Genomic DNA, 14,825 nt, shown 5'->3' on the forward strand with positions numbered 1-14,825 from the left:
ATTCTAGTCTAGTTAACCTTAATTCTCTAGCTAAATTTTTACTTAAAAATTAAAATAAGACATTTTTAAACAGTAGTTTAACGTTTAAAGTGTGCATTTTATCGCTTTTTGTTATACTTTGCGTATCTTATTTTACTCAAAACCAATACAGATGATTAAAAGTTACCCCTTTACTATTATTTTTTGCTTTTTATTTCAAGCAATTTTTGCCCAAACACCTTGTAATACAACTACAGGAATGGCTGGAATTTACCCATGTAATGATTACGATTTTATGTCTAGAATACCCGTATCTACACTAGCCACTACATCAGGAAATCCAGAAGGTAGTGATATTTGGGGTTGGACAGATCCTTTAGATGGTAAAGAATATGCTATAATAGCAATGACTAATAGTACCGCTTTTGTAGATGTAACAGACCCAGTAAATCCTGTTTTTTTAGGAAGAATAGAATCGGCAGCAGGAAATAATTTTTGGAGAGACGTTAAGGTTTATAATAACCATGCATTTATAGTAGCCGATAACGTTGGCGCACATGGAATGCAAGTTTTTGATTTAACAATTTTAAGAAATGGAGTAGATCCAGATTTAACTTACGATGGCGCTCAAGTGCTTAAATATACAGGAGATCCAGGAGATGTTACCATTGGAAGTTGTCACAATATAGTAATTAACGAAAGTGAAGGAATTGCTTATTTAGTAGGTTGTGTATCTGCTAATGGTGGAGGCCCAATTTTTGTAGACATAACTAATCCTGCAAGCCCAGATACTGTTGGTAACTATACTGCTGGAGGTTATACTCACGATGCTCAAGTAATAACATATAATGGACCAGATTCTGATTACACAGGAAAGCAAATTTTTATAGGAAGTAATGGTAACTCTAACAAAGTAGTAATATTAGACGTAACAGATAAAAACAATATAATATCAATAAATCAGTTTTCTTATCCACAAATAAGCTATGCACACCAAGGGTGGTTTACAGACGATCAACGTTATTTTATTTTAGGAGATGAAGGTGATGAGCAAAGTTTTGGAGTACAAACAAAAACTGTAATTTTCGATTTTAATGATTTAGATGCCGATTTTTCTAATACATCATTAATTAAAACATACACTGGCCCAACAAATGCTATAGACCACAATGGTTATGTTAAAGGCAATAAATTTTATTTAGCAAATTATAGTGCTGGATTAAGAGTATTAGATGTACCAACTTTAGTATCATCTAACAACACAAATTCTGAAATAGGACACTTTGATACTTATACAAGTAGTAATAGTGCAAGTTTTCATGGAGCATGGAGTGTTTATCCTTATTTTGCAAGTGGAAATATAATTATAAGTGATATTGAAAGTGGTTTAATTATTGTTAGGCAAAGTAATACTTTAAGCACTAATGAATTTGAAGACCCAAAAGCATTTTCTTTATCACCAAACCCAACAACCTCTGTAGCTACAATTAAATCGCCATCAGGGAAACAAATTAAAAGTGTATCTATTTATAACATATTGGGTCAAAATGTCTATTCAAAAAACAATATTAATAAGGACACATTCGTTTTACCTACAACAGATTATTCTAAAGGGATATACCTTATTAAAATAAATAATACTATCACTAAAAAATTAGTGTTGAAATAAAATTTATAAACATGAAATACTCCAGTACCGTTCTACAACTATCAAGAGTACTCTTTTGTACTACGCTTCTATTGTCTACAGCCTTAAGTTGCTCAGACGAACCGACAGATATAGTAATTGAAACTCCAAATGGAGGTAATAATGGAAATGGAGGTAACGGGGGAAATAACGGAGGGAACACTATTGTCCCTTTGCACCCATGCGAGAACGGTATGGCTGGACCATACCCTTGTAATGATTATGATTTGCTTGGCACTGTTAGTGCAGAAGTATTAGGAGGGGACCCTGACACAGAAGGAAGTGATATATGGGGATGGACAGACCCTAGTAATGGTAATGAATATGCATTAGTAGGTTTAACTAATGCAACAGCATTTGTTAATGTAACAGACCCAACAAACCCAGTGTTTTTAGGACGATTAAACACTTCGGCTGGAACTAATTTTTGGAGAGATGTTAAAGTTTATAATAATCATGCCTTTATTGTTGCAGATGGTGTAGGACCACATGGCATGCAAGTATTCGATCTTACTCGTCTAAGAAATGTAGCTAATGCACCAGAAACATTTACTGCAGATGCTATTTATACAGGAGTTGGAAGTTGCCATAATATTGTTATTAATGAAAGCGAAGCAGTAGCATATCTTGTTGGCTGTAATTCTACTAATGGAGGTGGGCCGATTTTTATAGATATTTCAAACCCTACTAATCCAACATTATTAGGAGACTATACTGCTGGAGGTTACTCTCATGATGCTCAAGTTGTAACATACAATGGACCAGACACAGAACATGCTGGAAAACAAATATATGTAGGTAGTAATGGTAATACAGATAAAGTTGTAGTACTAGACGTAACAGATAAAACAAATGTTATTGCTATTAGCGAGTTTACATACCCACAAACAGCTTATGCACACCAAGGGTGGTTTACAGAAGATCATCGTTACTTTATACTAGGAGACGAATTAGATGAACAAGGTTTCGGATTCAATACCAAAACATTAGTATTCGATTTTAGTGATTTAGACAACCCTACAGCTTCTTCTACATATTTAGGGCCTACTGCCGCTATAGATCACAACGGCTATGTTAAAGGAAACAAATACTTTTTATCTAACTATAGAGCAGGAATGCGAGTACTAGATATAACAAATATAGGCGCAGCAACCAACTCAATGACAGAAATAGGCTACTTTGATACTTTCCCTTCTAGTGATAGTGCTAGTTTTAATGGTGTATGGAGTCTATACCCATACTTTGCTAGCGGAAATATTATTTTAGGAGACATAGAAGGAGGCTTATTTATTGTTAGACAAAGTGGTACATAAAAAATAATATGAATTTAAAAAAATACATACCCATAATTGCTGTTTTATTATTGTTTAGTTGTTCTAAAGATGATAGCCCTGGCAATGTTAACCCTACCCCTTCTCCAGAAGCAACCGGAGAGATAGAGTTTGTAAAAACTTATGGAGGTTCTAAAAATGAAAGTGCCAGATCTGTAATTAATACAACAGATGGTGGTTATGCCGTTTTAGGTTACACACAAAGCATGGATGGAGATGTTACAGATAAACAAAATATAAGTTACGACTATTGGGTTTTAAAGTTTAACGCTGCAAGCCAATTGCAATGGAACAAGACTTATGGAGGAACAGATGACGATAGAGGAAATGAAATAATACAAACTCAAGATGGCGGTTATGCTATTTTAGGATACAGTTTTAGTAACGACGAAGATGTTTCAGTAAATGAAGGCGCTCAAGATTATTGGATAGCAAAATTAGATGCCTCTGGTAATATAACTTGGCAAAAATCTTTTGGATTTTCTGGATCAGATACTGGTACAGCCTTAACACAATCGTCAGATGGTGGTTATTTAATAACAGGCGTATTAGATGTCACAGCATCTGGTGGCCAAGGTAACACTAAAACCAATGCTACATTACATGCAGGAGGAGATTACTGGGCGATTAAATTAAATGCTACAGGAGAATTACAATGGAGTAAATATTTTGGAGGTAATTTTACAGATACACCAGAAGGTGTTGTAGAAACAGCAGATAATGGATTTATTATTGCTGGACGATCAGACAGTCAAGATACCGATATTACAGGAAACAAAGGAACTTACGATTTCTGGGTTATTAAAATCTCTTCAGAAGGCGCTCTAGTTTGGGAAAAATCTTTTGGTGGTTCAGAAATAGATGAAGCAAGAGGCATTACTAAATCTGGAGACGGCAATTACCTAATTGCTGGAGATACTAGAAGTACAGATACCGATGTTTCTAACAACAATGGAGCGGCAGACTTGTGGTTAATTAAAATTTCACCAGCGGGTGAATTATTATGGGAAAAAACCATAGGAGGTACAAGTTTCGATGTGGCACGATCTATTACTAGAACACAAGACAACGGTTTCTTACTCTCAGGAAGCTCTCGTAGTGATAATGGAGACGTAACAACAAATCAAGGTCAAAATGATGCTTGGGCTATAAAAGTTAGTAGCACTGGAGAATTACAGTGGCAAAAAACTATAGGTGGTACCGAAATAGATTTCGCCTACGGTATTACCGAATTAAATGATAAAACAGTTGTTCTTGTTGGTGAGACTTCTAGTAACAATGCCGATATAACAGAAAATAAAGGTTTTACAGACCTATTACTCGTAAAAATTAAATAAAAATTGAAAATGAAAAAAATATTTATTTTGTTAATAGCTGCGGCTATTAGCTTTACTTCATGTGGTGAAGATAATGATGATAACATTAAAGCATCTGCAAAAACAAGTCTTAGATTCTCTCACAATTGGGACGGAACCTCTATTACTAATGCAGATTTTGAAAACACAGAATACACTAATGCTAATGGCGAAGTCTTAACCATTACAAGATTACGCTACCTAATTTCTAATGTAACATTTACCAAAACAAATGGAGAAAAAATTGTAATAAATGGGCATAATTTAATTGATGTTACCAATAATAATAGATTAACATATAATCTTGATACAAATATTCCAACAGGAACATATACTAATGTATCTTTTACATTTGGATTTAACAACGAAGACAATGCTGAAAATTATACAGACTTAAACAGTGAAAACTTTAACGTACCTGCTATGATGGGAGGAGGTTACCATTATATGCAATTTGATGGGAAATTTACAAACGCTTCTAATACCGAACAAGGATTTAATTATCATGCAATTAGAGCTGTAGATAATCCTGGTATGAATCCTACATTCCCGCAGGACACTTTTTTTAACGTAGATCTTGGTGCAGTATCTATAACAAATGATGCAACAATAGAAGTAAAAGCAAATTTAGCAGAATGGTTTAAAAACCCTAACACATGGGATTTAAATGTACTAAACCAAATGTTAATGCCAAATTCTGCAGCACAAATAATGATGAATGCTAATGGAAAAAATGGTGTGTTTACTTTAGGAGAAATCACTCAATAAAAATGAAAAAATACGGATTACATATTGTTTATTTAACTTTCCTCATCTTAGTATCATCATGCTCAGATGAGGAAAGTCAATTAAATCAAGGGTACGAACCTACGCCTTTAGCGTTAGACATTCCTCCTTTATTTGAGCAAAATATAATCCCTCCAGTTATTCCTAGTAATAACCCACAAACAGTAGAAGGTGTTGCTTTAGGTAAAAAGCTATTTTACGATAACATACTCTCTGGAGACCAAACACAAGCCTGTGCAACATGTCATGCTCCACAAAATGCTTTTACAGACAACACAGCATTTAGCGAAGGTATAGATGGTAATTTGGGTACACGTAACTCTATGCCTTTATTTAATCTAGCTTGGAATTATAATGAACGCTTTGCCTGGGATGGCAAAGAACTAAGTTTAGAAAGACAAGCCCTAGAACCAGTCCAAAACCCTATAGAAATGCATAGTGACTGGGATAATGTCGTAGATAGACTATCTGCCGACTCAGAATATCCAGAACTATTTAGAAAAGCGTTTAACACCACAACAATTACAAAAGAATTAACAGCCAAAGCCCTTGCACAATTTGAACGCACACTAATCTCTTCAAATTCAAAATTCGATAAATACCTACTTGGCCAAGCCACTTTAACACCAGAGGAGTTAAACGGGCTAGACGTTTTTATGCAAGAATCTAAAGGAGATTGTTTTCATTGTCATGGAAGCCCTAATAATCCATTATGGACAGATAATATTTTCCACAATAATGGCTTAGATGCTACATTTACAGATCTTGGTCTTGGTGGCGTTACAGGAGACCCTACAGACAATGGTAAATTTAAATCGCCTTCTATACGTAACCTTGCCTATACTGCTCCTTATATGCATGACGGGCGCTTTAACACACTAGAAGAAGTTATAAACCATTATAGCGAAGGCTTACAAAATTCTCCAACCATAGATCCTTTAATGAAAAAAGTAGACCAAGGAGGCGTTCAACTATCTGCTCAAGATAAAGCCGATTTAAAAGCTTTTTTATTAACACTCTCCGATCCTTCTTTCCTAACAAACCCAGACTTTACTAACTAATAGGTTTTTGTTATAAAACCATTTATTAATATAATGTCATGTTATATGGTTAAAAGCGACTGATGTTGTATATTTGCACACTATTTAGATCAATTCTATAACTAAAAATTTATGATAAAGGTTTCTGAAACAGCTAAAAAGAAAGTCATTGAGTTAATGACTGATGATGGCTATAATGCTACTACAGACTACGTACGCGTGGGTGTTAAGAGTGGTGGTTGTTCTGGTTTATCTTACGATTTAAAGTTTGATAGAGTACAGGAAGAAGGCGATAAAGTTTTTGAAGATAATGGTGTAAAAATTATAGTCGATAAAAAAAGCTTTTTATACTTAATAGGAACTACCTTAGAATATTCTGGTGGATTAAATGGAACTGGGTTTGTTTTTAATAACCCTAACGCAAACCGAACTTGTGGTTGTGGAGAAAGTTTCTCTTTATAATTAAATAATTAAAAATTTGAAAAAGAGCGAAAATCATTAACACTATATATAGTAATTACGTTTTTCAATCTTTCAATTCATAAATAAATGAGCAAATATACCGAAGACGATTTAAGGGAAGAATTAAAAACCAAAGAGTACGAATATGGTTTTTATACAGATATAGAATCTGAAACCTTTCCTATTGGTTTAAACGAAGATATTGTTCGTGCCATTTCTAAAAAGAAAGACGAACCAGAGTGGATGACAGAATGGAGACTAGAAGCCTTTAAAATTTGGAAAACCATGGAAGAGCCTGAATGGGCTAATGTACATTACGAAAAACCAAATTTTCAGGCTATTTCATATTATTCGGCACCAAATAGTAAGCCTAAATATGATAGTATTGATGAAGTAGATCCAGAGTTATTAGCAACTTTCGAAAAACTAGGCATATCTCTAGACGAGCAAAAAAAGTTAGCAGGCGTAGCAATGGATGTTGTTGTAGACTCTGTTTCTGTAGCAACAACTTTTAAAAAGACCTTAGGAGAAAAAGGAATTATTTTCATGAGTATCTCTGAAGCCATTAAAGAGCATCCAGAGCTAGTAAAAAAATATATAGGAACTGTTGTTCCGCAAAAAGATAATTTTTATGCAGCATTAAATTCTGCTGTATTTAGCGATGGTTCTTTTTGTTATATTCCTAAAGGTGTACGTTGCCCTATGGAATTATCTACTTACTTTAGAATTAACCAAGCTGGAACAGGTCAATTCGAAAGAACACTTGTTATAGCAGACGAAGGTAGTTACGTATCCTATCTTGAAGGGTGTACAGCACCAAGTCGTGACGAGAACCAATTACACGCTGCTGTTGTAGAACTAATAGCTTTAGATGATGCAGAAATAAAATATTCTACAGTACAAAACTGGTATCCAGGAAATGCAGAAGGAAAAGGAGGGGTTTACAATTTTGTTACTAAAAGAGGACTTTGCGAAACCAATGCAAAAATTTCTTGGACACAAGTAGAAACAGGAAGTGCTGTAACATGGAAATACCCATCATGTGTATTAAAAGGAGATAACTCTGTTGGAGAATTTTACTCTATAGCAGTTACAAACAACTACCAGCAAGCAGATACAGGTACTAAAATGATTCATTTAGGAAAAAACACTAAATCCACAATCATTTCAAAAGGTATTTCTGCAGGAAAATCTCAAAACTCCTATAGAGGTTTAGTACAAATAAGTTCTAGAGCCGAAAATGCACGTAACTTCTCTCAATGCGATAGTTTATTAATGGGTAACGAATGTGGTGCCCATACTTTCCCATATATAGAAGCCAAAAACAAAACAGCTCAAATAGAACACGAAGCTACAACTAGTAAAATTGGTGAAGATCAAATTTTCTATTGTAACCAGCGTGGTATAGATACAGAAAAAGCCATAGCATTAATAGTTAATGGTTTTAGTAAAGAAGTTTTAAATAAATTACCAATGGAATTTGCTGTAGAAGCACAAAAATTATTGGAAATAAGTTTAGAAGGCTCAGTAGGTTAATATAAAAATTAAAAACAATCCGTTTTTTCGGAAGTATAAAACCCTTTAATAGTTATAATAATTATGAAGAAAATTTTCATCTTACTTTTAGGTCTTTCAGTATTTACAAGTTGTAAAAACGATACAAATACAACTGAGGTTACTACAAAAACACCAACAGATTTAACAGAGAAAACAGCAAAGCAAAATGATGGCTTAACATTATTAGCAGGCGAGTTTATATACTATGCAGATGCTGCTGTTTTACAATCTGGAAGCTCTGTATATGGTGTAATTATAGATGATAAAATGCACGAATTATATAACATGGGTAAAGCATTTAGAAAAGAAGCAACAGATGGTGTTGCTGTTCAAGTTCGTGGAAAAATAACACCAATCCCAGAAGGAGAAGAAGGTTGGCCATATAGAATAGAAATTAAAGAAATAGTAAGCGTAAAAGCACTAGATCCAAAAGCAAACGAAGTCATTAAAATAGGACAATAATACGATGTTAAAAATAAACAATCTACACGCTAGTGTTGAAGATAAGTCGATTTTAAAAGGAATTAATCTTGAAGTAAAAGCAGGAGAAGTACATGCTATAATGGGACCAAATGGTTCTGGAAAAAGCACATTAGCTTCTGTTATTGCAGGTAAAGAAGAATACGAAGTAGAAAAAGGTGAAATCATTTTAGAAGGTGAAGATATTAATGAATTAGCAGCAGAAGAGCGCGCTCATAAAGGTATCTTTTTATCATTTCAGTACCCCGTTGAAATACCTGGAGTATCTGTAACTAACTTTATGAAAACATCTATTAACGAAAATCGTAAAGCAAAAGGTTTAGAGGATATGCCTGCAAAGGATATGCTTAAATTAATTCGCGAAAAATCGGAACTTTTAGAAATAGACAGAAAGTTTTTATCGCGTTCTTTAAATGAAGGGTTTTCTGGAGGAGAGAAAAAACGTAATGAAATCTTTCAAATGGCTATGCTAGAACCTAAGTTAGCTATTTTAGATGAAACAGACTCTGGTTTAGATATTGATGCCTTACGTATTGTTGCCAATGGTGTAAACAAATTAAAATCTAAAGACAATGCTGTAGTAGTTATTACACACTACCAACGTTTATTAGATTACATAGTACCAGATTATGTACATGTATTATATAAAGGTAAAATTGTAAAATCTGGTGGTAAAGAATTAGCTCATGAGCTAGAAGAAAAAGGATACGACTGGATAAAGGAAAAAGTAGACGCTTAAAATTAGTTTACAGCTCTTAGTTATTATAGAGTTTTGTAAAACTGAATACTTAAACAATGGATTTAAAAGAAAAATTAGTATCATCCTTTTTAGCTTTCGAAAACCACGTAGATATAGATTCTCCTGTTCATGATATTAGAACAGAAGCTATAAAAACATTCGAAGCTACTGGCTTTCCATCTAAAAAAGAAGAAGCTTGGAAATATACCTCTCTTAAAGGGATTTTAAAGGAAGATTATAGTGTATTTCCTAAACAGGAAGATGCATTAGATTATAAGGATATAAAAAAGTATTTTTTACATGATATAGATACTTATAACATTATTTTTATCGATGGTAAATACTCATCACACTTATCACAAACAACACATGATAAAATGGATGTGTGTTTAATGTCTTCTGCATTAAACAAAGATAAGTACAAAGCGGTTATAGATAAGTATTTTAATAAAATAGCTACCAAAGATAGCTTGACATCTTTAAATACTGCGTTTTCAAGTGAAGGTGCATATATACATATTCCAAAAAGTAAAATTGCAGAAAAGCCAATTCAAATTATACATTTCTCTACTGGAAATGAGTCGGCTTTAATGTTACAACCCCGCAATCTTATTGTTGTAGAAGAAAATGCACAAGTACAGATAATAGAACGCCACCAAAGCTTAACCGATAATCCTGTATTAACAAATAGTGTTACCGAAATTTTTGCTAACAAAAATGCAATTGTAGATTATTACAAAATTCAAAACGATAATAGCCATGCCTCTTTAATTGATAATACATTTATCGATCAAAAAAGCGATAGCCATTGTTTAGTACACACCTTTTCTTTTGGAGGGAAACTAACACGTAATAATCTTAATTTTTATCAAAATGGAGAACATATAGATTCTACCATGAAGGGTATTACTATTATTGGAGATAAACAACACGTAGACCACAACACATTAGTACACCATATAGAACCAAATTGCGAAAGTCATCAAGACTATAAAGGTATTTTTGGAGATAATGCTACTGGCGTTTTTAATGGAAAAGTTGTTGTTGAAAAAGAAGCTCAAAAAACCAATGCTTTTCAAGCTAATAATAATATATTAATTAGCGATAAGGCTACAATTAATACAAAGCCTCAATTAGAGATTTTTGCAGACGATGTAAAATGTTCTCATGGATGTACCATTGGGCAGCTAGACGAAAGCGCTATGTTTTATATGCGATCTAGAGGAATCCCTAAAAAAGAAGCTAAAGCACTTTTAATGTATGCTTTTAGCAATAATGTTTTAAGTTCTGTAAAAATTCCAGAATTAAAACAACGCATAAATAAGTTAATCGCCATGAAATTAGGTGTTAATATTGGTTTTGATTTGTAAACAAAACCTCCTATAAAACAAAAAAGGCCGCTATAAGCGGCTTTTTTGTTTTACAAACTCTATATTACTTACTTGCCCATCGCAAGACAAATACATACTAATAACGCTATTATTCTTATCTTTTATAAATTGGTATAATGTTCTATCGTTATTACCAAATTCGTTTAACTGAACTGGAGAAAGAGCAATACCCATATTATTTGTATAAGACAATTTTAGCGTATTACCTTCAATATAAAACCTATAATTAGTCTCTAATTCTTCTGAATAAAAATCACCAGTATACTCATTTAAATTAACAGATGCTGGGTTTACAAATTTTGCTTTTTCAAAATAAAATGGAGTCCCTCCAAAAGATATAACCAGATCATAATTAGAGCGTTTAGAAAAATCATATTTTACAGATTGACTTTGTAGTCTACAAAATTTATCCTTTGCAAAAGGAATAAGTGGTATTGCATTTCTTCCCAAAGAACTCAATGCCTTTAAGGTATCGTTTTCCATAGAAATAGTCATTTTCATATCGCTATTAACCTCTTTGTATTCTCCTATAAATTTTTTAAGAACTGTAAATCCAATGTTATAGTCAACCTTTATATCTTTTTTTTCTTCTAATTTTTCAGGTAACAAAACATCTAAAATCTTATAAGATATTGGTGTAGGATTAATAGATTGTAGATTAGTCATTATAATAACACCTATCCCCTCTTCAGGAATAGTTATAAGTTGAGATTGGCCACCAAAACCATAACCACTATGACTAACTGTTTTATACCCCTTGTAAGTGTCTACCATTACACCTCTGGCATAATTTGCTTCCTCTCCATTAAGTAGTACCTCTGTGGTTTTTAAAAATTGTGAAAGCGATTTAAATGCAGGATTATTTTCATTAAGCATCTGCATCCAAATTGTCATATCAATAACACTAGACCCCATGCTTCCAGCACCATAACTCAACTGGTTTGATGTAGAATATATATAACCATCATCTTTATATTTATACCCTATGGCTTTATGCTGTATTGGTTTGCCATGCTCTACACGAACAAACGTTTGATTCATTTTAAGAGGTTTAAGTATATGCTCTTTTAAATAATCATTTAGGTTTTTTTTAGTGATTCGCTCAATTATTATTGTCAAAAGATTATAATGAGTGTTTGAATACACTACTTTCTCTCCCGGTCTATTATTTAAGTTCTTTTGCCTACAAGCTAATTGTAGTACCGTTTCATTATCATAATAAACAGTATCATAATCAAAACCAGATAAATGCATTAATGTGTGGTAGCCCCTAATTCCACCGCTATGATTTAACAAATGCTTAATCTTTACTGTCTCACCATAATTAGGAAACTCTGGTAAATATTTTCTAATATCGTCCTCTAAACTAATTTTATTAGCTTGTAATAAGGACCAAATCGCAGATGCTGTAAACTGCTTACTAATAGACGCTAAAGAAAATACTGTTGAATCTGTATTTTTAATTCCGTAATCTAAATTAGAAACACCAAAAGCTTTAGAGTAAATAATACTGTCATCTTTTACCACTCTTATACCTAAACCAGGCTGGTTAGGTTTATTATATGTGTCTAAAATAGCATCTATTCTAGTTTCTATAGTTTGTTGCGCATATAAGTTTGCACTTAATATAGTTATTGCAACTATTAAATACCTTAACATAACTAACATTGCTTATATTTTTGATAGAAGTATGTTGGTATCAATCCAAAGTTTAAAAACAAGAAGCCTATAAACACTATAATACCTCTATAGGGCCAAGTTAAAAACTCAAACATGGCTCCTATACCTAAAATAAAAAAGGTTATAAACCCTAATACATAAAATGATTTCTTCATAATGATTTAATTTATCTGTTCTTTTTTAATAGAACATCAGTTATACATTTTTCAAATATACATTTTATTAAAATGCATTTAAAATAAATATTAAAACATTTTTAAAAGAATAGACAATTCAATATTATAAATAGCATCTTTCTATTTTCATTATGTGTCTTTTTAACAAACAAACCTTAAATTTGTAACATGTTAGACCTTGATAAAATTAGAAAAGACTTTCCCATACTTTCTAGACAAGTAAATGGTAAACCTTTAGTGTATTTTGATAATGCTGCAACATCGCAAACACCACAACAAGTTATCGATGTTATTGTAGATTATTACAGTAACTATAATGCAAATATTCATAGAGGAGTTCATGCTTTAAGCCAAGAGGCAACCGATAAGTATGAACAAGCCAGACAAATTATTAAGGACCATTTTAATGCAAAACATGCTCACGAAATTATATACACATCTGGAACAACACATAGTATTAATTTAGTCGCTAATGGATTTACATCCCTATTAAAAAAAGGAGATGAAATTATTGTATCTGCCTTAGAGCACCATAGTAATATTGTGCCTTGGCAAATGCTTTGCGAACGTACAGGCGCTATTTTAAAAGTTATACCAATGAACCTAAACGGAGAGTTGGAAATGGACAGTTACGATGCATTGCTAAATGAAAACACACAATTAGTCTTTGTAAATCATATTTCTAATGCTTTAGGTATAATTAACCCTATAGAATATATTATAGAAAAAGCACACCAATTTAATGCAGCAGTATTAATAGATGGCGCACAAGCTTGCCCACATATTAAACCCGATATGCAAGCTTTAAATGCAGATTTCTATGTAGCCTCTGCACATAAAATATGCGGCCCTACTGGTGTTGGTATACTCTATGGAAAAGAAGAGTGGCTTAATAAATTACCCCCTTATCAAGGCGGTGGTGAAATGATTGCCGAAGTTACTTTTGAAAAAACTACTTATGCAGGTTTACCTCATAAATTTGAAGCAGGTACACCAAATATATGTGGTGGTATCGCTTTTGGAGCTGCTTTAAACTACATGAATACTATTGGTTTTGAAGCTATATCTAGTTACGAAAACGAGCTTTTAAAATATGGTACAGAAAAACTTTCGGAAATAGAGGGTTTAACAATATATGGTAACTCTAAACAAAAAACCTCTGTTATTTCTTTTAACCTAGAGGGCATACACCCTTACGATGTAGGTACTATTTTAGATAAATTAGGAATAGCTGTGCGCACAGGGCATCATTGTGCGCAACCAATAATGAGTTTCTTTAATATACCAGGAACAGTAAGAGCTTCTTTTGCTTTTTACAATACAAAAGAAGAAATTGATATTTTGGTCTCTGGTGTTAAAAAAGCACAAATGATGCTGTCTTAGCTCAATATTAAATACTTATAAATATAAAGACGTCAACTTTGGCGTCTTTTTTGTATTATTATAATACAAACAACAAAATTAAAAACCATGAAAATAATTACTTTACTACTTTTTACTGTTATTTTAAATGCTTGTGGAGGAGCAAAAGAGGCTTCTAACTCTGCAGCAGCACAATCCGGTGAAGATGTACAAAATGAGACACTAATGAAAAATCTACAAAATTTAAATGTTGCTTTAGAATATTCTGCAATTACAAGGGGTAGTTTTTACGAGCTAAAAATGAGTAATAAAAAAGCCACTATTCAAAAAAATAGAAACGATAAGCCTACAGAAAAAACAATTAATGATACAGATTGGAAAGACTTAATGTTACTTGTAGATATTACAGACTTAAAAGGCATGCCTGCAATGGAAGCACCAAGTAAAGCCAGATTTTACGATGGAGCGCCAATAGGAGAGTTTAAAATTATTAAAGATGGAGAAACTTATGCTGTTCCTAATTTTGATGCAGGTAAACCTAACAAAGGCGTTGCAGACCTAATTAACAAAATGTTAGCCATTGTAAAAGATAAAGAGTAGTCTTCGTCGTCATAATTGCTTATTTTTGCAAAAGAAAAATTTAGTCTTCATGCAAAGTATACAAGAAATACAAGATGAAATAATAGACGAATTCTCAATGTTTGAAGATTGGGAAGAGCGTTACCAATATATGATAGATTTAGGTAAAGACTTACCTTTAATTGATGCACAATACAAAACAGATAATAATATAATAAAAG

The 14,825-nt window shown here is 32.7% G+C and carries 15 protein-coding genes; 13 read left to right on the forward strand and 2 right to left on the reverse strand.

The features are described from left to right. Positions 1-151: 151 nt before the first annotated feature. The 10 genes from ACVC2P_RS00995 to sufD all read left to right on the forward strand — a co-directional run bounded on the left by ACVC2P_RS00995 (position 152) and on the right by sufD (position 10,786). Positions 152-1,648 carry a choice-of-anchor B family protein gene (locus tag ACVC2P_RS00995; protein ID WP_452596619.1) on the forward strand — a complete coding sequence of 499 codons (1,497 nt, stop codon included), beginning with the start codon at positions 152-154 and terminating at the stop codon, positions 1,646-1,648. A gap of 11 nt (positions 1,649-1,659) precedes the next feature. Continuing rightward, on the forward strand, positions 1,660-2,979 hold the full coding sequence (locus ACVC2P_RS01000) for a choice-of-anchor B family protein (RefSeq protein ID WP_452596620.1): 1,320 nt from the start codon (positions 1,660-1,662) through the stop codon (positions 2,977-2,979). A gap of 8 nt (positions 2,980-2,987) precedes the next feature. Further along, positions 2,988-4,334 carry a hypothetical protein gene (locus ACVC2P_RS01005; RefSeq protein WP_452596621.1) on the forward strand — a complete coding sequence of 449 codons (1,347 nt, stop codon included), beginning with the start codon at positions 2,988-2,990 and terminating at the stop codon, positions 4,332-4,334. A 9-nt stretch (positions 4,335-4,343) separates the two neighbouring features. Then, positions 4,344-5,120 (forward strand): MbnP family protein, encoded by a 777-nt coding sequence (locus tag ACVC2P_RS01010; protein WP_452596622.1) that lies wholly within the window; start codon positions 4,344-4,346, stop codon positions 5,118-5,120. A 2-nt stretch (positions 5,121-5,122) separates the two neighbouring features. Beyond that, complete coding sequence (locus ACVC2P_RS01015; protein WP_452596623.1) at positions 5,123-6,199, forward strand: cytochrome-c peroxidase; 1,077 nt, start codon at positions 5,123-5,125, stop codon at positions 6,197-6,199. Between the two features lie 111 nt (positions 6,200-6,310). Continuing rightward, positions 6,311-6,640: a HesB/IscA family protein gene (locus ACVC2P_RS01020; protein ID WP_452596624.1), complete on the forward strand. Its 330-nt coding sequence runs from the start codon at positions 6,311-6,313 to the stop codon at positions 6,638-6,640. 87 nt (positions 6,641-6,727) lie between these two features. Beyond that, the gene (gene sufB, locus ACVC2P_RS01025; protein WP_452596625.1) at positions 6,728-8,176 is read left to right on the forward strand and encodes a Fe-S cluster assembly protein SufB; all 1,449 of its coding nucleotides are present in this window, start codon (positions 6,728-6,730) and stop codon (positions 8,174-8,176) included. Between the two features lie 63 nt (positions 8,177-8,239). Beyond that, entirely contained in the window at positions 8,240-8,659 is a 420-nt protein-coding gene (locus ACVC2P_RS01030) for a hypothetical protein (protein WP_452596626.1), read from the forward strand. Between the two features lie 4 nt (positions 8,660-8,663). Further along, positions 8,664-9,416: a Fe-S cluster assembly ATPase SufC gene (gene sufC / locus ACVC2P_RS01035; protein ID WP_452596627.1), complete on the forward strand. Its 753-nt coding sequence runs from the start codon at positions 8,664-8,666 to the stop codon at positions 9,414-9,416. Between the two features lie 56 nt (positions 9,417-9,472). Beyond that, entirely contained in the window at positions 9,473-10,786 is a 1,314-nt protein-coding gene (sufD, locus tag ACVC2P_RS01040) for a Fe-S cluster assembly protein SufD (protein ID WP_452596628.1), read from the forward strand. 30 nt (positions 10,787-10,816) lie between these two features. Here the strand turns inward: sufD and ACVC2P_RS01045 are convergent, their stop codons facing one another. Together ACVC2P_RS01045 and ACVC2P_RS01050 are read right to left on the reverse strand one after the other, a co-directional pair. Next, positions 10,817-12,475 carry a serine hydrolase domain-containing protein gene (locus ACVC2P_RS01045; RefSeq protein WP_452596629.1) on the reverse strand — a complete coding sequence of 553 codons (1,659 nt, stop codon included), beginning with the start codon at positions 12,473-12,475 and terminating at the stop codon, positions 10,817-10,819. Continuing rightward, a complete protein-coding gene (locus ACVC2P_RS01050) occupies positions 12,469-12,642 on the reverse strand; it encodes a hypothetical protein (RefSeq protein ID WP_452596630.1) in 174 nt (57 codons plus the stop codon). The genes ACVC2P_RS01045 and ACVC2P_RS01050 overlap by 7 nt, the downstream gene beginning before the upstream one ends. 189 nt (positions 12,643-12,831) lie before the next feature. Here ACVC2P_RS01050 and ACVC2P_RS01055 point away from each other — a divergent pair, with 189 nt between their 5' ends. The 3 genes from ACVC2P_RS01055 to ACVC2P_RS01065 all read left to right on the forward strand — a co-directional run. After that, positions 12,832-14,046, forward strand: coding sequence for an aminotransferase class V-fold PLP-dependent enzyme (locus ACVC2P_RS01055; RefSeq protein ID WP_452596631.1), 1,215 nt, complete (start codon positions 12,832-12,834; stop codon positions 14,044-14,046). A gap of 87 nt (positions 14,047-14,133) precedes the next feature. Continuing rightward, complete coding sequence (locus ACVC2P_RS01060; RefSeq protein WP_452596632.1) at positions 14,134-14,625, forward strand: hypothetical protein; 492 nt, start codon at positions 14,134-14,136, stop codon at positions 14,623-14,625. Positions 14,626-14,674: 49 nt separating this feature from the next. Next, on the forward strand, positions 14,675-14,825 hold a 151-nt coding region (locus ACVC2P_RS01065), incomplete at its 3' end, for a SufE family protein (protein WP_452596633.1).

It is taken from the genome of Pontimicrobium sp. MEBiC01747 (assembly GCF_053601635.1).